The following is a 17,552-nucleotide window of genomic DNA, read 5'->3' as shown; positions in this document are numbered from 1 at the left end:
TTTTTATATTGCGGCAGTCTGGCAAGAGATCAACATGTTTTTTTCTATTGGTTGCTTAACTGCTCAACCTGAGTGCAAGTTGTTGATCCTGCCGACTATTCACTCATGCCCCAGAAGTATGGCTGTGTGAGACTCATTCATGGCGTAAACAAAAGCTTCCACCCGACGCCGCAAAATCCCACACTGTACCTGATAAAAAGCGTCACGCAACCTAATTAGCACGGAAAGAGAGATTTCGCCAATCGATGGATACAGCTAGCCATCCAGACGGCAAATAAACCTTAGTCTGTTTGCGGATAAATGCGAACCGGCGTTAGAATACGCGCAGAATTTATGATTGGAGTGTAATAATGCGCATAAATACCACCCCCATTGACCGCGAGGCCCTGCTGCAAGAAGCAAATAACATTATTCGGCAGCATAGCGATTATCTGCAGGGCATGGTGGCTAACGATGTTGAACAAAAAGGCAGCGTTTTAGTTTTCCGTGGCGAATTCTTTTTGGATCAGGATGGATTACCTACGGTAAAAACCACTGCAGTATTTAATATGTTTAAACATTTGGCCCATGTACTTTCCGAAAAATATCATTTGGCTGATTAAACAAAAAAACGGGGGTTTTAGCCCCCGTGGTGTTTAATCAAAGCGCTTAAAGCAGCGGTTTTTCACCGCGCTGCCACCAGCGCAGCAGCAAACGATCGACGCTTTCCGCCGCGCTGCCGGTAAAACGATCCATCAAGCGTTTACGACGTGCATAGCGCACCCCGACCACTTCGTGATTTTCCATTTCGGCGATCAACAAATCGTCACTGGTGCCAATCGCATCAATCAACCCTTTATCTTTCGCCTGAGAGCCAAACCAGTGCTCGCCGGTCGCCACGCTGTCGATATCCAACGAAGGTCGCTGCTGGTGCACAAACTCTTTAAAGAGTTCATGGGTTTCATTCAGATCTTCGCGGAATTTCTCGCGCCCCTGCTCGGTGTTTTCACCAAACAGCGTCAGCGTGCGTTTGAACTGGCCGGCAGTATGCAGTTCCACATCAATATCGTTCTTTTTCAGCAGGCGGTGGAAGTTGGGGATTTGCGCCACTACGCCAATAGATCCTATGATGGCAAAGGGCGCCGCGACGATGCGATCCGCCACGCAGGCCATCATATAACCGCCGCTGGCCGCCACCTTGTCTACGGCTACCGTCAGCCGGATCCCCGCAGTGCGCAAGCGAGCCAACTGAGATGCCGCCAGACCATAACCGTGCACTACCCCACCCGGGCTTTCCAAACGCAGCAGAACCTCGTCCTGCGGCGTTGCCACCGCCAGCACCGCCGAGATTTCCTCACGCAGCGAAGTCACTTCATGGGCATCCATACTGCCTTTGAAATCGAGCACATACAGGCAAGGTTTGGTCGCTTCAACCGCACCGGCCTTAGCGCGCTGTTTTTTCAGTTTGTCGTCGGCTTTGGTCTGCTTTTTAAACTGTTTGCTCCAGGTCTTTTGTTCCGCATCGCCCATCCGCGCAAGGCGCATGTCGCGTTGCATCTCCCGATATTGCTCACCGAGATCGGTAAGCTGCAATTCCCCTTTGTGCCGGGCCTTGCGTTGCCCAATACTGACCGCCAGCAACGCCAGCGCGGCGATGGCAATCACTACCGTCGCGACTTTGGCCAGAAACAGGCCATAAACAGATATAAACTCCACAGATTCCGCCTTTATTTACAGGTTGTTAGTATGATCTCATTCATTCTAGCCAACCGACGCTGTGGCTGTCGCGGCTAAATAATAATTCCTTGTGATGCCTCTGTACTATGTGGGCGCTTTTTGACTTAACCAAGCCACCGCTGTTCCATTTTTGTTACAAAAGAATGCCGATTCTGCTGCCTAATCATTGAAAATACGATCCATTTGAGGCATATAACACGGATTATTCATCAACATGATGAGCCAAATTCGCTGCGGGATCCTGCATGCGGTCGAGCCTTTGCTCCCGTCAGGGTCTCTTAATCCACACCGCTCCCCGATGCAAGCGGGAGACAGCCACCACGGCGCGAGGAATTATTGTGCATTACCACCCGAAACATGACCTGCTGGAACAAAGAATCATCCTGGTCACCGGCGCCGGTGACGGCATCGGACGCGAAGCCGCACTCACCTACGCCAAATTTGGCGCACAACTGGTGCTGCTGGGCCGTACCGAAAGCAAGCTGCGGGCGGTACAAGCCGAGATCGCCCGGCTGGGAGGCGCACCAAGCTTCACCGTCACGCTGGATTTGCTGCACACCACGCAGGAACAGTGCAAACAAGTTGCGAACGCTCTGGCAACTCAGATCCCACGTCTCGACGGTGTTCTGCATAACGCCGGGCTGTTGGGAGATATCGCTCCGATGGCTGACTTGTCGATGGAAATGTGGCACGACGTCATGCAGGTCAACGTCAACGCGACCTTTATGCTCACCCAGGCGCTGTTGCCGCTGCTGCTGAAATCCAATGCCGGATCGCTGGTCTTTACCAGTTCCAGCGTTGGCCGCACGGGCCGGGCCAACTGGGGTGCTTATGCGGTGTCAAAATTTGCCACAGAAGGCATGATGCAGGTGTTGGCCGAAGAATATAAAAGCCGCCATCTTCGGGTAAATTGCATCAATCCTGGCGGAACACGTACTCAAATGCGCGCATCGGCTTTCCCGAATGAAGATAAAAGCAAGCTGAAAACGCCGGCGGATATTATGCCGCTTTACCTCTATTTAATGGGCGATGACAGCCGCCGCAAAACCGGTATGAGCTTCGATGCTCAACCCAATCGTAAACCCGGCGCCGCTGAATAAAGGAGGCTTTATCATGGCCGAAGACCGCCATCAACAACGTCAGCAGCGCCTGAAAGAACAGGTCGACGCTCGTATCGCCGCCGCCCAGCAAGTGCGAGGTTTACTGCTGGTGTTCACCGGTAACGGTAAAGGCAAAACCACTGCGGCGTTCGGTACAGTCACGCGCGCCGTCGGCCACGGAATGAAAGCCGCCGTTATTCAGTTCATCAAAGGCGAATGGCCGAACGGGGAAAAAAATCTGCTGCAGCAGCACGGGGTTGAATTCCAGGTAATGGCAACCGGCTTCACCTGGGAAACCCAGAATAAAGCCGGCGATACCGCCGCCTGTCAGGCCGTATGGCAACACGGCAAACGCATGCTGGCCGACAGCAGCCTGGATCTGGTGCTGTTGGATGAGCTGACCTATATGGTCAGTTACGGTTATCTTGAGTTAGACGAGCTGCTGGAAGCCTTGCAACAGCGCCCTGCCCACCAGACGGTGATTATCACCGGGCGTGGCTGCCATCGCGATCTGTTGGAAATGGCGGATACGGTGACGGAAATGCGGCCGGTAAAACACGCGTTTGACGCAGGTATCATGGCGCAAAAGGGCATTGACTGGTAACGAAAAGAAAACGCCGCAGCCCTGAGAGGCTGCGGCGTAATGATTAGCTGCGCTTGCTTGGCTTGCCAGGCTTGCTGCCTGCTGCACTACGGCGACCACTGCCGGCCACTTGGGTGTGGCGCTTGACTGCACGACGAATTTGATTCGCTTTCACTCGGCGACGTTCACGCTCTACCGGCATCTTGCTGACGGTTTCAGGCTTCAGCTCAACCAATTCGCGCAGGTAGTTAATCGCCGGCAATTCCAGTTCGGTCCAACCGCCACGCGGCAGGCCTTTAGGCAGATCGATATCGCCATAACGCACGCGGATCAGACGGCTGACCTGAACGCCAACCGCTTCCCAAAGACGACGCACCTCGCGGTTACGCCCTTCGGTCAGCGTCACGTTGTACCACTGGTTAATGCCTTCGCCGCCCTGGAAAGTGATGGTACGGAAAGCGGCCGGGCCATCTTCCAACTGAACGCCCTTGCTCAGTTGCTTCACTTTTTCATCGTCAATCTGGCCAAATACGCGCACCGCGTATTCGCGCTCGACTTCACGGCTCGGGTGCATCAGGCGGTTTGCCAGCTCACCGTCGGTGGTGAACAACAGCAGGCCTGAGGTATTGACGTCCAGACGCCCTACCGCTACCCAGCGAGAACCACGCAGTTTAGGCAGGCGATCAAACACCGTCGGGCGGCCTTCAGGATCGCTACGAGTACAGAGTTCACCTTCCGGCTTGTAATAAGCCAACACGCGGCAAACCGTTTCTTCGGATTCTTTAATTGAAAGCACGTGACCATCAAGGCGAATTTTCATCGCCGCAGTCACTTCAACGCGGTCGCCCAGTTTGGCAATTTTACCGTCAACGCTGACGCGGCCGGCTTCAATTATGGTTTCGATTTCACGACGCGAACCATGGCCGGCGCGCGCTAAAACTTTTTGTAACTTTTCGCTCATTGAGCAACCTCTAGTGTCGCCTTCACAGACGTCATCATATACTATTCTTTCAATCAGTTACGGCCAGTAACGCCATAACCCTATAATCTTGCACACATTTTGGAACACAACATGTCAAACAAGGTGTCACACACGATACAGCGTGGCCGGACATTCTACACAAATTTTAGAGTTAATGATTCTAAAAAGTTTGTTCGTTTATCGCTCAATACTGACAGTCTGAAACAGGCCCAAGTGACGATGTCCAAAATGGCTCCCTACATCCCGTTGGTTCAGTCTGGGGCGATGTCCGTAGAGGAGTTCAAAGATAAGCTGAACGGAATGCGTGAGCTTACCAAACAGGATTTGGATACGTTCTTATTGAGGATGCTTGAAGCGGATATCTTTGAAGCGGAATCCTTACCAAGGATAGGTAAAATAGCGAAAGGAATGGGAGAGACGATTAGTGATCCGGCAGCAACAGCGGCAGCGGCTGGCGAGCATGCTAAAGCGGCCCAGTCATGGGTATATCAAGGTGATGAGGGATCGGAACTGCTCATCAAAGCTAATTTCCTGCATCAAAACATTGACCCTTCATCCCTTGCCAAGGAAATATCTGCTGCCTCCACAACTTTGGATATGTCGAAGGCAAAGCTCTATCAAGCATACCAAGCTTTCTATGATGGGGATTTCCCCATGTATGAGCAGTTGGTTAGCTCGCTAAAATCAAAGTTACCGAGTAGTCAACGGTTAACAGCGAGTGACAACGTCACTATAGATGCAAAAGATAACACCCCTCCCGCAATCAAGTTATCCGAAGCTTGGAAAATGTATGTTGCCGACAAGGGGCAGAAATGGCGGCGTTCAGTCGCTGGTGAGAATCAACGGTTCTATGAAGTTTTGCTCTACGTGGTGGGAGATGTCCCGGTAGATGGCATCACCAAACAGCACATTAGAGAAGCATTGCTGGTTGCTAAAAATCTCCCTACTCGAACCCATAAACCCTACTCCAGTATGAAACTAGCAGAGTGTATCGCCTATGATGTTCCTGAAGAGGATTTGATTTCGAGTGAGCACGTTCACAAGCACCTTAAGATCTGGCGCTCCCTGTTCAAGACATACCTTGTGGATCATAAAGACATCCTCACCACAGCCCCAACCACATGAATCAGCTATGAGGTGATTCCTAATCGAGGGGGTCACTATAGCGACGGTGAAATGAAAAAGTTGAAAAATGCCCTGTCCAACCTCCCCGGCACAGACTGGAGAAAAGATTACTTTCTTACGCTCATTTATACAGGTGCTCGCCGTGGGGAGATTGCCGACATACGCAAGAAACACATACGGCAGGATGAGGAGACAGGACGACATTACATATTCATAGAGGGAGGGAAAAGCGATCACGCTCAGCGCCAGATTCCAATCCACCAAAAGTTAGAACCTGTTTTGTTCAACCGCATGGATCTTCTTTCTGACGATGATCTAGTTTTCGGTGACCTGCCAGATTACACCTCAATAACTAATTGTTGGGTTTCCATCATGGATAACCTCGAGATTCCGACCTATGACGAATTCGGATTGAAACGACGCATACACAGCTTAAGGCACACCTTCATTAGCCGTGCTGTAGCCAGTGGAACTAATGCAGCATTGGTTCAGTTTGTGGTTGGTCATAGCAGAACACAGAGCCTCGGAATAACTGCTAGATACACCCATAGGCCACCGTTGAAAGACTTACTACCGGTTGTCGATTCAATCTTATAACGTAAAAAAACCCGCACTAAAGGCGGGCTTCATTTCTTCTTCTTTACTTGCTGGATGGCGGCTTCTACGCTGCCTAGCTTCTTTACAATGCTATTGAATGTATTCCGGTTAATCCCGAGCATTCGGCAGATTTCGGCAACATTCAACAGTGAGTCACAGCCGTTGATAAGCGGCTGGCCGCGACCGTCCAAAACTATTACTTTCATCAGGTTCATCCCCTCTCAAATTTTAGCCGGGGGTCAATTAGCCCCCCCAATGCAGATAGCGATTAAGCCAGCGACAATTTGGTTACAAAGTCGGAGCGGTAACAGATCGGCAGTTGGCTGAACTCAGAGAAGATCTCAGGGTTACCAAGCTTATCAGCCACAGAGTAGGCGTAAAAATCCATGATTCCACTGCCTGCCAAATCAAAGTTGCGGCTTGCCGGACCTGCGATATTCACGAAAGGAGAAGCACTGATAGCCGTGGGTTTAATGATAGGGAACAGGAATCCCTCTCCATCTCCGATAGCCGTGATATCACTGTTCGAATTCTGAATAAAGGTAATTCCGTTTACATTGAACATCTCATATCCCGGATAGACTTCCTTGTTATTGAATAGGAAATTTGGGGAGATCATGTTGTGCTGAATCAGCGCCAACGTCTGGGAGTGCCATTTCACCTTGGCGAATAGCTCATCATCAACGAGTGCGACAAAACCAGAGGTAGTTTTGGTGAATGCCCCCATTTTACGGCGAATGGATCGCTTGGCGTTGTCGATCTGTTCCAGTGGGTTATCCAGTTGGCCGGTAGTAATTGCCGCTGCACCCTGCTGGAAGCCAAACACATCCGTGAAATCGATCAGGCCGTCATTCGTGTGGGGGTCGAGAACCTTATTTTCGAACAGTGCGGTAGCCAATCGGGCTTCTTTGCTTCGCAGATAACTTTCATGTTGTTTTGCAGCTTCTGCTGCGATCAGTTCCAGCTTGGCCTCTTCGCGGTTAGTGCCAAATTTACGATGGCCCTGCCAGTCTTCTGATGTGATACGGCCTGAGGTAGTTGTATGCGGGATTTGAACAGAGAAGTTCTTGCCGCGTTGGCGATCGGTCACATTATAACCTGTACCAAATCTCTCCGTATACTCCAGTAGCTTTGACTGTTCACCCAGCAAATAATCAACCTGCACTGATGGGGTTTTACTCTCATCGCGTGAGAAGACGCCAAGATCTTGCAGCAGATTGCCGGTAGTAGGAGCAGATACGAACGGGGAGATCAGGTCTAGCTGATCAAACGATTGTTTTGACATGGAGGTAAAATCCTTTTAATTATTATTAGTTAACAGAGAAACGGACTTTACCGCTTGTCTTGATCTTTGCCAGTGCGGCAGTTAGTCCCGCTACATCTGCGGCAGTCAGAGCTGAACGTTTGACGATTACCCCCCGGTCGACCACCAGAACATGGCGATTAGCACCCGCTGCGGTATTGCTGATCACGATCATCGGTTCATCAGTGGATGATGCAGCGTATAGAGCACCTGTCGAATCTATGACGTTTCCCGGTACAAGGTCGGCGGCTAGGCTGGCGATCACCACCTCGGTGTGGCTGAATACTGGATCAGCAGCATATGCAATCACGTCTGTGTAACTGCGGAGTTGTTGTCCTTCTAATTTCATTGTGAATCCTTATATAACAGTTGGTTGAAACAGTTGGTTGAAAATTGGACGAGTACGTCCGCCGCTCTGGTTAATCCAGTTCGGTATCTCAATACTTTGAGAATTCTTTGGGTAATGCTGACGGTGTGGCGTGCGGTATACGGCAGATAAAAGAACTCCCCCGGAGGGGAGCACCAACCGTTACTACATAAGGTATCCACAGGGATATGTGAGGCGGCTACCTTGATATGTCTGAATCAACGCAACCTACAGCGGAAAGGAGTTTAACCGCCTGCCTCTGGTAAGATGTGTGGCGCGTGAACGCCAGCACCGGGGCGAGTGGCCTAGATTCGCACCTTTTTTAAATCGACTGTCCTGCATGAAATGTATCTTTGGTGAATCGGTTTAAAAAAGGCCAGCCGGGAGGCTGTACCTTGCTCTGATCGACGCTTACTAAAGGCCTCATCAGATTGACCTGATCGGGGAATCAGGATTTTTGGCTACCCCGAAGGGCATTGCCCGGTAATTTCAGGAAACCGGGGCTTTCAAGAGAAGATACTTCGATTGGCTTACCGTTTTCTTTCCCTATGTATCTATTATAACATTAATGATGATAAATATCAATATTTATTACGAAATGGCTGTTGACATGAATTGCAATGCGTGCATTAAGAATGAAATCATGCAATGCAGAACCCCACAGGGCGAGCTGTAAGCCACCGTGCGGCACTTTATCCACTAAGTTAGTGAATGGCATGGATTCTGGTGTAGCGTTGAATCTGATGTCATACAGGAAGGATTTTAGGTTGTGGAGTTGAATCAGGTGATAAGGTGTGGGTGATGATGGTAAAGTTGGTAGGAATGGTACAGTTCTGCGTGATGACCGCCAGCCCCCGCCGCCCCCTTGACTCTCGGCTATCTGCCTCGTGACATATTCCAAAGGTCGAGAGCGTAGCTCTCTCCATTGCCCAAAAGGTGGCTTGTCCGTAGGACAATGCCCAAGGTGACAAGTCACCATAACCAACAACAACTCGATAGCCGCTTAGGCTCTCTCCAGTAACCAAACAAACTAAAAACCATAAACTCTCTTCTCTCTCCTTCCCTTCGAACACTCTGTGTTCCTCCAGTGGGGGAAATGCGTAGCTACGCGTGTAACCGACTGAGCGAAGCGAAGGAGGTTGAGGTTTTAGTTATTCTTATAGTATGTTTTTATAGTTAATCTTATTGCCCTCGATTTCCGAGGGGGTACCCCCTTGATTGTCGGGGTGATTGCACCTCGATTTCCGAGGGGGTCTGAAGTTACCGGTCACAACTACTCCCCTTCCTACGAAGTGCCTCAGTGACAAATTGCCATCTAAAAGCTTAGAGGTTGCTCGCCTGAACTGGCAAACTAAAACAAAAAGATGGCACACGTTAACGCTTCTAAAAAATTCTCGCGATAGAGTCTAACCATATGAAAAAATTAAAAACAGAGCGTCATCATTGGTGGCCAAGATGTGTTTCTAAACATTGGGCGAATGATGAAGGTTTTACTAACCGGCTAACTCCTGATCTCGCTACCAATAAAATCCCACCGGCACAATTAGGTATGATTGGAAATGGCCATCATATCAAACTAAGCCGAATTCCCGGAGAGCCTTCGCCTTGGGATCAGAGCTTCGAAAAAACCTTTGATCTAGCAGATAATAACTTCCCGAAAGTAATAGAGTGGATGAATAATCTCTCAAGAAAGGATCTCCCTAACCTCCAGCTAACCGAACGATTTCAAGCACACCACAGCACAGAGGAACAGCTAAAGATTCTAACCGAATGCGTAGTATCTCTGGTAATACGTAGCCCTCGGAACCGGGAAGCATCAGTGAGTGTGGCAGAGTGGCTACGTGGCGCAATTCCTAAAGCTGAGCGAGAAGGAATAATTGGCCTAAATATGCGAGATACACAACGTATGGTCTCTGATCATATTGGTTCAAGTGGGAAGTTTGCGGTTCTTTTCTCAACTGAGAAAGAGTTCATATTTGGCGATGGTTTCTACCATAGCTTTACCGCTCCAGCAAATCCACCTATCAGCCCTATGATACTAGCACCTATAACCCCTAATATAAGTGTGATCATTTATCGACCAACTTCATATAGTGTTGAACCTCGGCTATCAACTTTGGTTCTAAACGATGAAGAAGTCACTATGTGCAATCATGCAGTCCAAGTTTATTCTTGTAATAACATTTTTTTTAAGTCTGAAATGCCTCTAATAAAAGATGATGCATTCACATGCGGAACACACTGTCAGTACGATATTTTTGATAATCCTGTTGAACAGTTGATCCGAAGCATTCCTGGTGCCCACTTACATAATGGCTTTAATTTCCTTTTCTAACAGAGAATCAATCCATTAGATAGCTAATGATTATGCCGGGGCCACCATAGTTGGGAACAGCTCAAAAACCTCAAATAAAATCCCGATCTGAAGGTGAGAAAGGATGTAAAAATTTAAGGGTTATGATAAAAAACGACAATTGGGATTAGTCTTACAGATAGAAGGTTTACTAATGAAAAGACACTTGCTGTTGGCAACACTTTTGATCGGCGCAGCGTCCTCAGTTAATGCCGAAACAGCACCAAATATAAAAGGATGGACATTTCTTGCATCCAACAATGACACTCTCTTCTATGGTAAAAATGACTCAGTGCAACATGTAAATGGGGCCAGTTCAGCCATCATCCAACAAATACCTAGCAGCGATTACTCCAATAAAGGCGTCAACTATACAAAATTCTCAGTATCAGACAAAGATTGCAAAGTTGGACTAGGTTCAGTGAATATTTTCAACTTATCAGACAAACTTATAGCAAAAGTTGATTATGTGAATGGAGGGAACAGCGTGGCGGCGGCGATAGCCGACATAATTTGCGGTGTCTACAAATCCCAGTAAATTCTACTTAAGAGCTTACTTCAAAAGGGAGGCGGTTCCCTTCTTCATCATTCTGAATCTTCAGTGTCGAAAGTTTTGGAAACTGGGCAGCGGCCTTTCACGGTTACCGAAAAGGTGTAGATGGGTGTGGTGTAAATACAGAGGGTTTTACCGTTGGGTAGATCTTCACTCTCTGGATGGCTGATCGTAATCCTGCCTGCGTGTGCCTGAGCCTGTACTCCCAATAAAACCGCTAGAAGACCCACTTTGGCGATAGGCCAGAAAAACCTAATTCTTACCCCGGCCAAAATTTTGGATCTCATCTCCTACCCCTTCGCCTTGTATGACAGTCAGCCAAATATTGAAGTGTGCGATTTTTTCTCTGTTGATATTACCCTCAGCGGCTACGGGCTGAAAGCCCTCTTTGCATGAGCCACTTCAGGTGGATCTGTTGGGGAATTGTTGGGATTTTACTTAATGTTTGGATATCGGTGCTAGGCAGCCCTCAGGCCCCCCTATAAATCGCTCAAATGTTGCCCAAATATCAGAGGGCTTCAACCAACGGCTTTGAGGCGATAGTACGTGGCCTTACTGATGTTCAACTCTGCCATGATCTGCTTAGGTGACAACCCCTGTGCTAGCAGTACCATAACTTGTTCGCTGTTGGCCTTGCTCGGTCTACCACAGTGGACACCTTCACTCTGAGCACGCTTGATACCCGCTGTACGGCGTTCTGCTATTAGGTCTTTCTCGAGCGATGCTAACCCAGCCATCATCGTTAGCATGGCCTTACCAACGGACGTAGACAGGTCGAACTCCTCCCTCAGGCTGATAACCTTCACGCCTTTCGCCTGTAGCATCTCAACAGTTGAAAGGACATCAATCGTGTTACGGCCTAAGCGGTCTATACCGATAACAATCAGCGTGTCACCTTCACGGACATAGTTCAGCAGGTCGCTGAAGCCTTTACGCTCTACCGCTTTTACAGAGCCGCTCACAGCTTCATCGCTGAACCATTTACCAATCTGATAGCCAGCCTCTTCAATCTGCTGCTTTTGGTTTTCTACAGTTTGATCGTGGGTGGATACGCGGACATAACCAATGACGGATGACATATAGGAAACTTCCTGTCTTAAAAGTAAGTCTCATAATTGTATTGTATCAAAACAACGAAATCAAGCTTTTGAGACATGGAAACACCCTGTTTCACATGCTGTTTTGTCCGTATCAAAAGGAGATGGTTTTGAGACTACAGGTACCAACGTCATCCACATCCTGATTCATGCTATTTGAGTTGGGAAAGTTAGCCTGATCTCACTGGCACCGGGTTCCCCGGCACCACCCAAAGATGATAATAAGTCTCAATTGATAAGTAAAATTAGTATCATTTGATAGAAATAAAACGGTGTTTTATTTTTAAAGTAAATACCGATATTGTGTTTAACCCATAACCCTACAACAAATTTATTTATCCACACAATATATTTTACGATGCCTACTACCCCAAGGCCTACAGCCCCGTTACCACTTGCTCAATATTCCTTAAGTGACCACCGCACACTACCGCAACTGTACGTTTATTGATCAATTAAAATTACATCCTCTCCTATTAATTCATATTTAAATGTATTTAATCGGAATAATTACAGCAATAAAAAAGCCCCTTCCTTATCGGATAGAGGCTTGATTCGGTAATGACGTTAGAGAATTTGTCGGATTTACCCTCCGATGTTTTAGCTAATAGACTCATCACTGTTGCCCATTGATTCCAACTTCATCTATCTGCGGTTGGTTTAGTGCCGGGAACATGTTGCCCATGTTAACGCTATCGGCTATACACTCCTCAGGGGTAAAGTCCAAAGAGATAACCGAGCGGATTGTTTCGATATCTTCCATCGCTTACCCCTCATCCTTGATCGTGTACCCAATACCCAATTGATCCATGAGCGCGTGCATGCTTTTGGTTATTTGCATGCCATTTTCAGATAGCAAGGTTCCATCCGACGTCCGGATCAAAGTTGCGCCACCGGCGGCAGATTTGAGAATCAGCTGGCGGCGGATAATGTTTGGTTGGTCTGATGATTTCATCAGCAAAGAAACCGGACGGCCATTTGCTGGCCCACCTTGAGCGGCAGCGGTTAAGGCAATACCCTTGCTCTTGATTTTGCGACTATCTGCCGGTTGTGTGGCTGGTTCTTCAATAGCTACCGGTTGTGCAGACTGCTTTTTAATGTGCTCCGCGATAGTCGCCGCTAGACCTTCCTTTGCCTTGCTGATTGAACTATGTTCAACCTCTGGCGCTTGTCGCTCTGCTAGCTGTACCTTCAGAGAATCTACGATCGATTCAAAAATATTCATGTGGGAATCCTCAATATGTAATCGGTTATGAAAATAATAATAACTAGAGTGATAATTACCCTTGGTTTTAAGGCGTAAAAAAGTGCATCAATGGCCCATCGGCTGATGTTTGATTTTTGTACTGACATTGTTTTAGTTAGTTGTAGGTGAATCCGGTGTAGTGCGATGGCCTGCCCTTGGTTGGCTGATCGGCGGTGTCGTTTTTACGATGCTTCCACCAACTGATGAATCCCCTAACACTGAGGTCAAGAAATTTGGCGATCTGCTCAGGTGTACAGTTGTCAGCCAGCATCTGGCGGATGTAAAACACTTTGTCGCCCTGATTAAGGTGAAAGCGCTTGCGTAATTTCGGGTTGTAATCCTTCTGAAGCTTGATCACCACACTACTAGGCACGCCGCACAACTTGCAGATAGTCGCCATTGGCACTTGCTGAACCAGCATAGATTTAACGCGTTTTAAGGTTTCTACTGGGTATTTTGCCAACGCTATCTTGCGGGATTTTCTTTCAGAGAGCCGGGCGGCGATCTCTTCAACTAGCCTTTCATCTTCTACAGTAAGCAAATATTCCTCCTTAGAAGGGCAAATCCTCCCATTCCGGTGCTGCTGCCGGTGTCGGGTTATAAATGGGTTTCTCTCTCACGTAGTCCGGATCAACGATTTTCCGCACAAAATGCTTCCGCTCTTCAGGGTCAGTTACGCCATGCTCAACACAATGTTGCACGGCCTCCGGGATTAACTCTCCGTGTGGGGTAAATGGTGCGTCAAGCCATGTCTCAGACGTTGCAGGCTCTACAGGCTGGGCCTCTGGGATACCAACAGCAACTTTTTCTGCGACAGCAAAAGCATCTTCTATGACAGGGACGACAGCGAAAACTGAAGTAAAGGCTGTATCAATATCAGAGGCAGTAACAACAGGATTCCTAACAGAGTGGCAATCATTAGCAACCTGATCCTGATCATCTGAACCCTGATACCCATCGTTTTGTACTGGAGAATCATTAGCGTATTCATCGGCTGGCCCCTGCTCTGTTGGCTGGTTGAATTCCTGCGGTTCTGCTGCTGGTTCATGTTCCACTGGCTGCACTGTTGGTTCTGGCTGTTCTACTGATTGTTTTCTGAGAATATCGCGTGTAGCACCTTTTTCAGGGATAAACACTGCTAGGGCGAGGTCGAAAGGCAACGGGTAATATTTGTTTCCCACACCCGAGATACGCTCTACCCGCATCAGACCTGAGGCTTCCAGCTTTTTAATGCGTGATGAAACAGCGACCTCTCCGAGGCCGAGGCGGCGTTGTAGGGTTGGGTTGGATTCGTAATACACGTTGCCGCTGCGTTGGTAGCTGCGGGCCATCGAGAGTATCAATTTCATGCAGCCATCAATAGCCACGCCGTTGTATGAAATCAGGTCGAGAACGTCATACTCTACCTGTATAAAACTGCCTTCATTTCTGTTCTTCTTGCTCACTATTTACTTCTCCCTGTGGGTTCGTCTTTAACTGGATTTGCCTTGCGGCACTCTGACACATCTGGCGAATTAGCCTTGGAACCGGCATCCCGAGCCGGTCGGATTCTTCACGTAGAATGTTGTATGTTTCATCGTCTAAACTCAGCTTCATGGTTACATGCCCTCATCACGTAGTTGGGAATTGTTATCCCTGTGGGTGAGATGCCCCTGCTGAGACAATTCACTGTAAATATTCATGTTGGATGCCGCCCAGAGGGTAAACACTTGTTCCGTGCTGATATCACGGCCAAAGGCCAGCTTAATGAGATGTTTTTGACGTTCGATCATGTCCTTAGTCATCGAGGAGCGGGCGTTGGCGTGCGGATGATGTTCATCAAGCAGCTCAGCAAGGGCTAATGTCGCCGCCGTTGGTTTCGATGGCTGTCGCTTCTGTTCCAGCAGGTGAATACGGTACTGTTCCAGTGCGACACCAGTTTTCTCGATCCCGGCCTGATCATTGGGGTGACGTTTACGGTATGCGTAAACCATGTGACGCTTAATCCGGTTCGCTATCAGCGCTTTCAGGATTTGCTCAGCGGTAGACCGCCGAATGAACTCGGTTTGTTTCATGTAACTACCTCTTAAATTTGGAAAAATAAAATCGCAACACGGAAGGAAGCACCCTGCGGGAGCTATCTCTTGTGCTGTCAAATGGTATGTTTATAAATCAGTATGGGAAGTATTGGAAATACTGTGATCTGGATTCAACTCACTAATCTATAACACTATTATGTCATGGAACGTTTAAAATGTCCAGAGTTTTATCAATAGAAGTTGCATTATGCTTTTAGATGTGATCTGGATTTGGTGAAGCCGTCAATATCCGGATATCGGGGTAGATTGTCAAGGGGCAACTCATTAAGGCAGAAAAGACAACGACCAATACTGCGGGCGTATACCATCAGGAAATTATTATCACGCTTATTGACAAGCTTGTTGCCCCAGTCACCGTGCGCACTCACGGCCGGAAGCCAAATTTCACCCCCAAGTTATCCACAAATTAGGCCGGTTTTGTTCACTTGCCAATCTCTTAATTTCTCATTATCTTGATTGAGTCAGAGACAAGAGGCACTACATATAGTGTTTTTATATTCTCTAGACAACAAAAAAGCCGAATCCACATAGTGAACTCGGCTTCCCTAGAAGCAAGGTCGCTAAGAGTTTGACGACTCAAAGCTAACCGTTAGCTTGCTACTTTCTTACCTTAGACAAGACGGATTGTAGACAGCATAGACGGGCCTTGCAAAACCTTTCGTGCCCTATCAGGGCTAAGGCCGCAATAAAATGAGTATTTGCTACAACAGTCACCGGTACGCACCGGTATTCGCCCAACTTCCTGAAGATCAAGGTGGTGAAGGCCGTCACAAGTGCTGTGGGTGTGCCTATCTGCAAGGCTACAGGCAAGGTTTGCTTCGTAGTTCTCAAGCATGGGTAAACCTTGAAGCACTACCTGAGAGCCAAGCTGGCACCGTTCGGCACAAAAGTCCTCAGGCGGCTTTTGCACAAGGCTATCGCGATGGTGTTCAGGACTCGTACCGTCAAGCTGTCTAAGTCATACAGAGGGCGCATTATGCGCCCTTAATCTTGAAGTGCCCTGCGGTAACCATTTATGTTGGCCGTTCCTGCCCCCATACCAAGACGTTTGAAGACTAATCTAGTAATTGTTCTAATTTCCTTTCAAGTGATTTCCCATTCGCTTTAAGCCGTTCCAATTCAGAAATAAATGCGAGGTGATATTCTTTAGTCTTTTTTTCATCCATTGAGTCGAAGTTTTCGATTATATAATTTGTGCAGGCTTTTGCATCAGCAAGTGAGAGAGTAAACAATCCTTTTTTTACTTCATCAATTCCATTAATGATTAAAGTTTTCTTAGCCTCCGGCAAAGACGTGTTCTTTCTAACCTTATTTATGAAATAATCAGTAGTGTTGACAATTTCTTGGTATGTTATCTCGATTTCTCTAGACTTGGATAGCGTCTCTCCTTTCAATTTATACAATGCATCGTCTGCATTTTTCAACCTGACAGCTCTTGCATTCCAGAAATTAAAGGCTGAAATCAGCAAGGCTATAATCGATATAACAACCCCAACATACTCCACTTTAAATAACCTTTCCAAATCAGACATTCCAACCTCATTTTCATTATTAAACTCAATAAAACAAAAAAACCACCAAAGAGTAAAACAAGTGTAATTTCAACCATCTACCTCATTCTTGGCCACTAGATTTATTTTATAACATGGCCGTATACTTCTTGTCTCCGGAACCCCTCTAATATCAGTTGGAAAATGCCATATATTGAAATCTCTATTTGGATATGTATCGTAATGAAACTTATCCCAACCCAAAATGCCAGCCATTCGATTAAATGCCAATTCTTTTGATTTGGACAAAATAAGTTGAGGACTTATAAACTTTAGGTAACCTGAATTAACTGCACCGGTCAATATATCAACAACCTGAAGGCCAAGATATTCTTTAGAATCATTCATTGTGACACTTTTTACACTTTTCTCTCTACCTATTCTAGCAAGCATATTATTTGCTATAATTCCCGTAACTTCATCATGTTTTTTATATTTATCAACCTTTTGATCCATAAGTACCTCTAGCGAACTTTTCAAACGTGCAGCTGTATTTTTCAGTAGATAAGTGTACGTTTGATAGAATGCCATTTCTCTATTTTCACGCCAATTACGATATAAACCTTTTTGAACGACTATAGAATGGAAACAGCAACTACTTTTTAAGACCATGACGAGGAGTTCAATACAAATATTAGCCTGCCCTGCACTATTCTTAATTTTCGACCATTTAAGCTCCCCTATGATTCCATGCTTCCTCTTTAATTCTTGAACATACATCTCAAATTGTTGTAAGCGGTCTTTTCTAACGCAAAGAAGACCGATTGAGTAACAACGGTCACTACCTGTGGTTCCACTCTCATCACCATAAACATAGTATTCCATAGGATTACTCCTATTTAACTTTCTTTGGTTAACTGTAGTGAAATCACGTGACTAACACAATCAGCTTTTAACCGTCT

The 17,552-nt window shown here is 47.2% G+C and carries 20 protein-coding genes; 7 read left to right on the top strand and 13 right to left on the bottom strand.

What is annotated here, in order from left to right; translation table 11 throughout:
* The first annotated feature begins 350 nt into the window (after positions 1-350).
* Positions 351-602, top strand: coding sequence for a YciN family protein (locus V2S86_RS06125; RefSeq protein WP_330761662.1), 252 nt, complete (start codon positions 351-353; stop codon positions 600-602).
* 46 nt (positions 603-648) lie between these two features.
* Here V2S86_RS06125 and sohB read toward each other — a convergent pair whose 3' ends face one another.
* A complete protein-coding gene (gene sohB / locus V2S86_RS06120) occupies positions 649-1,695 on the bottom strand; it encodes a protease SohB (RefSeq protein ID WP_330761661.1) in 1,047 nt (348 codons plus the stop codon).
* Positions 1,696-2,054: 359 nt separating this feature from the next.
* Between sohB and V2S86_RS06115 the strand changes: the two genes are divergently transcribed.
* Together V2S86_RS06115 and cobO are read left to right on the top strand one after the other, a co-directional pair.
* Positions 2,055-2,816, top strand: a complete 762-nt coding sequence (locus tag V2S86_RS06115) for a YciK family oxidoreductase (protein ID WP_330761660.1) — start codon at positions 2,055-2,057, stop codon at positions 2,814-2,816.
* A 13-nt stretch (positions 2,817-2,829) separates the two neighbouring features.
* Positions 2,830-3,420: a cob(I)yrinic acid a,c-diamide adenosyltransferase gene (cobO, locus tag V2S86_RS06110; RefSeq protein ID WP_330761659.1), complete on the top strand. Its 591-nt coding sequence runs from the start codon at positions 2,830-2,832 to the stop codon at positions 3,418-3,420.
* Between the two features lie 43 nt (positions 3,421-3,463).
* Here the strand turns inward: cobO and rluB are convergent, their stop codons facing one another.
* Positions 3,464-4,360: a 23S rRNA pseudouridine(2605) synthase RluB gene (rluB, locus tag V2S86_RS06105; protein ID WP_006321138.1), complete on the bottom strand. Its 897-nt coding sequence runs from the start codon at positions 4,358-4,360 to the stop codon at positions 3,464-3,466.
* Between the two features lie 111 nt (positions 4,361-4,471).
* Between rluB and V2S86_RS06100 the strand changes: the two genes are divergently transcribed.
* Both V2S86_RS06100 and V2S86_RS06095 read left to right on the top strand, forming a co-directional pair.
* Positions 4,472-5,506 (top strand): hypothetical protein, encoded by a 1,035-nt coding sequence (locus tag V2S86_RS06100; RefSeq protein ID WP_330761658.1) that lies wholly within the window; start codon positions 4,472-4,474, stop codon positions 5,504-5,506.
* A gap of 51 nt (positions 5,507-5,557) precedes the next feature.
* Positions 5,558-6,103 (top strand): site-specific integrase, encoded by a 546-nt coding sequence (locus tag V2S86_RS06095; protein WP_330761657.1) that lies wholly within the window; start codon positions 5,558-5,560, stop codon positions 6,101-6,103.
* A 29-nt stretch (positions 6,104-6,132) separates the two neighbouring features.
* Here the strand turns inward: V2S86_RS06095 and V2S86_RS06090 are convergent, their stop codons facing one another.
* The 3 genes from V2S86_RS06090 to V2S86_RS06080 form a co-directional block, all read right to left on the bottom strand.
* A complete protein-coding gene (locus V2S86_RS06090) occupies positions 6,133-6,309 on the bottom strand; it encodes a hypothetical protein (RefSeq protein WP_330761656.1) in 177 nt (58 codons plus the stop codon).
* 62 nt (positions 6,310-6,371) lie between these two features.
* Positions 6,372-7,388 carry a major capsid protein gene (locus tag V2S86_RS06085; protein ID WP_330761655.1) on the bottom strand — a complete coding sequence of 339 codons (1,017 nt, stop codon included), beginning with the start codon at positions 7,386-7,388 and terminating at the stop codon, positions 6,372-6,374.
* 25 nt (positions 7,389-7,413) lie between these two features.
* On the bottom strand, positions 7,414-7,755 hold the full coding sequence (locus tag V2S86_RS06080; RefSeq protein ID WP_330761654.1) for a hypothetical protein: 342 nt from the start codon (positions 7,753-7,755) through the stop codon (positions 7,414-7,416).
* A gap of 1,432 nt (positions 7,756-9,187) precedes the next feature.
* Between V2S86_RS06080 and V2S86_RS06075 the strand changes: the two genes are divergently transcribed.
* Positions 9,188-10,108 (top strand): DUF4238 domain-containing protein, encoded by a 921-nt coding sequence (locus V2S86_RS06075; protein WP_330761653.1) that lies wholly within the window; start codon positions 9,188-9,190, stop codon positions 10,106-10,108.
* A 172-nt stretch (positions 10,109-10,280) separates the two neighbouring features.
* Complete coding sequence (locus V2S86_RS06070) at positions 10,281-10,664, top strand: hypothetical protein (RefSeq protein ID WP_330761652.1); 384 nt, start codon at positions 10,281-10,283, stop codon at positions 10,662-10,664.
* A 533-nt stretch (positions 10,665-11,197) separates the two neighbouring features.
* On the opposite strand, the gene V2S86_RS06065 is transcribed toward V2S86_RS06070, so the two are convergent.
* The 8 genes from V2S86_RS06065 to V2S86_RS06030 all read right to left on the bottom strand — a co-directional run bounded on the left by V2S86_RS06065 (position 11,198) and on the right by V2S86_RS06030 (position 17,475).
* Complete coding sequence (locus tag V2S86_RS06065; protein WP_330761651.1) at positions 11,198-11,758, bottom strand: recombinase family protein; 561 nt, start codon at positions 11,756-11,758, stop codon at positions 11,198-11,200.
* A 634-nt stretch (positions 11,759-12,392) separates the two neighbouring features.
* Positions 12,393-12,539 (bottom strand): hypothetical protein, encoded by a 147-nt coding sequence (locus V2S86_RS06060; protein WP_330761650.1) that lies wholly within the window; start codon positions 12,537-12,539, stop codon positions 12,393-12,395.
* A gap of 3 nt (positions 12,540-12,542) precedes the next feature.
* Positions 12,543-13,001, bottom strand: a complete 459-nt coding sequence (locus V2S86_RS06055; RefSeq protein WP_330761649.1) for a hypothetical protein — start codon at positions 12,999-13,001, stop codon at positions 12,543-12,545.
* Between the two features lie 136 nt (positions 13,002-13,137).
* A complete protein-coding gene (locus V2S86_RS06050; RefSeq protein WP_330761648.1) occupies positions 13,138-13,563 on the bottom strand; it encodes a hypothetical protein in 426 nt (141 codons plus the stop codon).
* Positions 13,564-13,573: 10 nt separating this feature from the next.
* Positions 13,574-14,467 (bottom strand): hypothetical protein, encoded by an 894-nt coding sequence (locus V2S86_RS06045; protein ID WP_330761647.1) that lies wholly within the window; start codon positions 14,465-14,467, stop codon positions 13,574-13,576.
* Positions 14,468-14,620: 153 nt separating this feature from the next.
* The gene (locus tag V2S86_RS06040; protein ID WP_330761646.1) at positions 14,621-15,076 is read right to left on the bottom strand and encodes a hypothetical protein; all 456 of its coding nucleotides are present in this window, start codon (positions 15,074-15,076) and stop codon (positions 14,621-14,623) included.
* Between the two features lie 1,079 nt (positions 15,077-16,155).
* A complete protein-coding gene (locus tag V2S86_RS06035) occupies positions 16,156-16,632 on the bottom strand; it encodes a hypothetical protein (protein ID WP_330761645.1) in 477 nt (158 codons plus the stop codon).
* Between the two features lie 69 nt (positions 16,633-16,701).
* A complete protein-coding gene (locus tag V2S86_RS06030; protein ID WP_330761644.1) occupies positions 16,702-17,475 on the bottom strand; it encodes a DUF3800 domain-containing protein in 774 nt (257 codons plus the stop codon).
* Positions 17,476-17,552: the final 77 nt, after the last annotated feature.

Source organism: Serratia sp. C2(1) (genome assembly GCF_036352655.1).
Lineage (GTDB): Bacteria > Pseudomonadota > Gammaproteobacteria > Enterobacterales > Enterobacteriaceae > Serratia > Serratia inhibens.
The sequence above is the reverse complement of the archived record's forward strand: the minus strand, read 5'-3'. Positions and strand labels throughout refer to the sequence as shown.

Coding starts and splice junctions, on each gene's coding strand:
- V2S86_RS06030 (WP_330761644.1), bottom strand. CDS start 17,475: ATGGAATACTATGTTTATGGTGATGAGAGTGGAACCACAGGTAGTGAC.
- V2S86_RS06100 (WP_330761658.1), top strand. CDS start 4,472: ATGTCAAACAAGGTGTCACACACGATACAGCGTGGCCGGACATTCTAC.
- V2S86_RS06040 (WP_330761646.1), bottom strand. CDS start 15,076: ATGAAACAAACCGAGTTCATTCGGCGGTCTACCGCTGAGCAAATCCTG.
- V2S86_RS06090 (WP_330761656.1), bottom strand. CDS start 6,309: ATGAAAGTAATAGTTTTGGACGGTCGCGGCCAGCCGCTTATCAACGGC.
- V2S86_RS06085 (WP_330761655.1), bottom strand. CDS start 7,388: ATGTCAAAACAATCGTTTGATCAGCTAGACCTGATCTCCCCGTTCGTA.
- V2S86_RS06095 (WP_330761657.1), top strand. CDS start 5,558: ATGAAAAAGTTGAAAAATGCCCTGTCCAACCTCCCCGGCACAGACTGG.
- V2S86_RS06060 (WP_330761650.1), bottom strand. CDS start 12,539: ATGGAAGATATCGAAACAATCCGCTCGGTTATCTCTTTGGACTTTACC.
- V2S86_RS06075 (WP_330761653.1), top strand. CDS start 9,188: ATGAAAAAATTAAAAACAGAGCGTCATCATTGGTGGCCAAGATGTGTT.
- V2S86_RS06035 (WP_330761645.1), bottom strand. CDS start 16,632: ATGTCTGATTTGGAAAGGTTATTTAAAGTGGAGTATGTTGGGGTTGTT.
- V2S86_RS06125 (WP_330761662.1), top strand. CDS start 351: ATGCGCATAAATACCACCCCCATTGACCGCGAGGCCCTGCTGCAAGAA.
- V2S86_RS06055 (WP_330761649.1), bottom strand. CDS start 13,001: ATGAATATTTTTGAATCGATCGTAGATTCTCTGAAGGTACAGCTAGCA.
- V2S86_RS06080 (WP_330761654.1), bottom strand. CDS start 7,755: ATGAAATTAGAAGGACAACAACTCCGCAGTTACACAGACGTGATTGCA.
- V2S86_RS06065 (WP_330761651.1), bottom strand. CDS start 11,758: ATGTCATCCGTCATTGGTTATGTCCGCGTATCCACCCACGATCAAACT.
- V2S86_RS06070 (WP_330761652.1), top strand. CDS start 10,281: ATGAAAAGACACTTGCTGTTGGCAACACTTTTGATCGGCGCAGCGTCC.
- cobO (WP_330761659.1), top strand. CDS start 2,830: ATGGCCGAAGACCGCCATCAACAACGTCAGCAGCGCCTGAAAGAACAG.
- rluB (WP_006321138.1), bottom strand. CDS start 4,360: ATGAGCGAAAAGTTACAAAAAGTTTTAGCGCGCGCCGGCCATGGTTCG.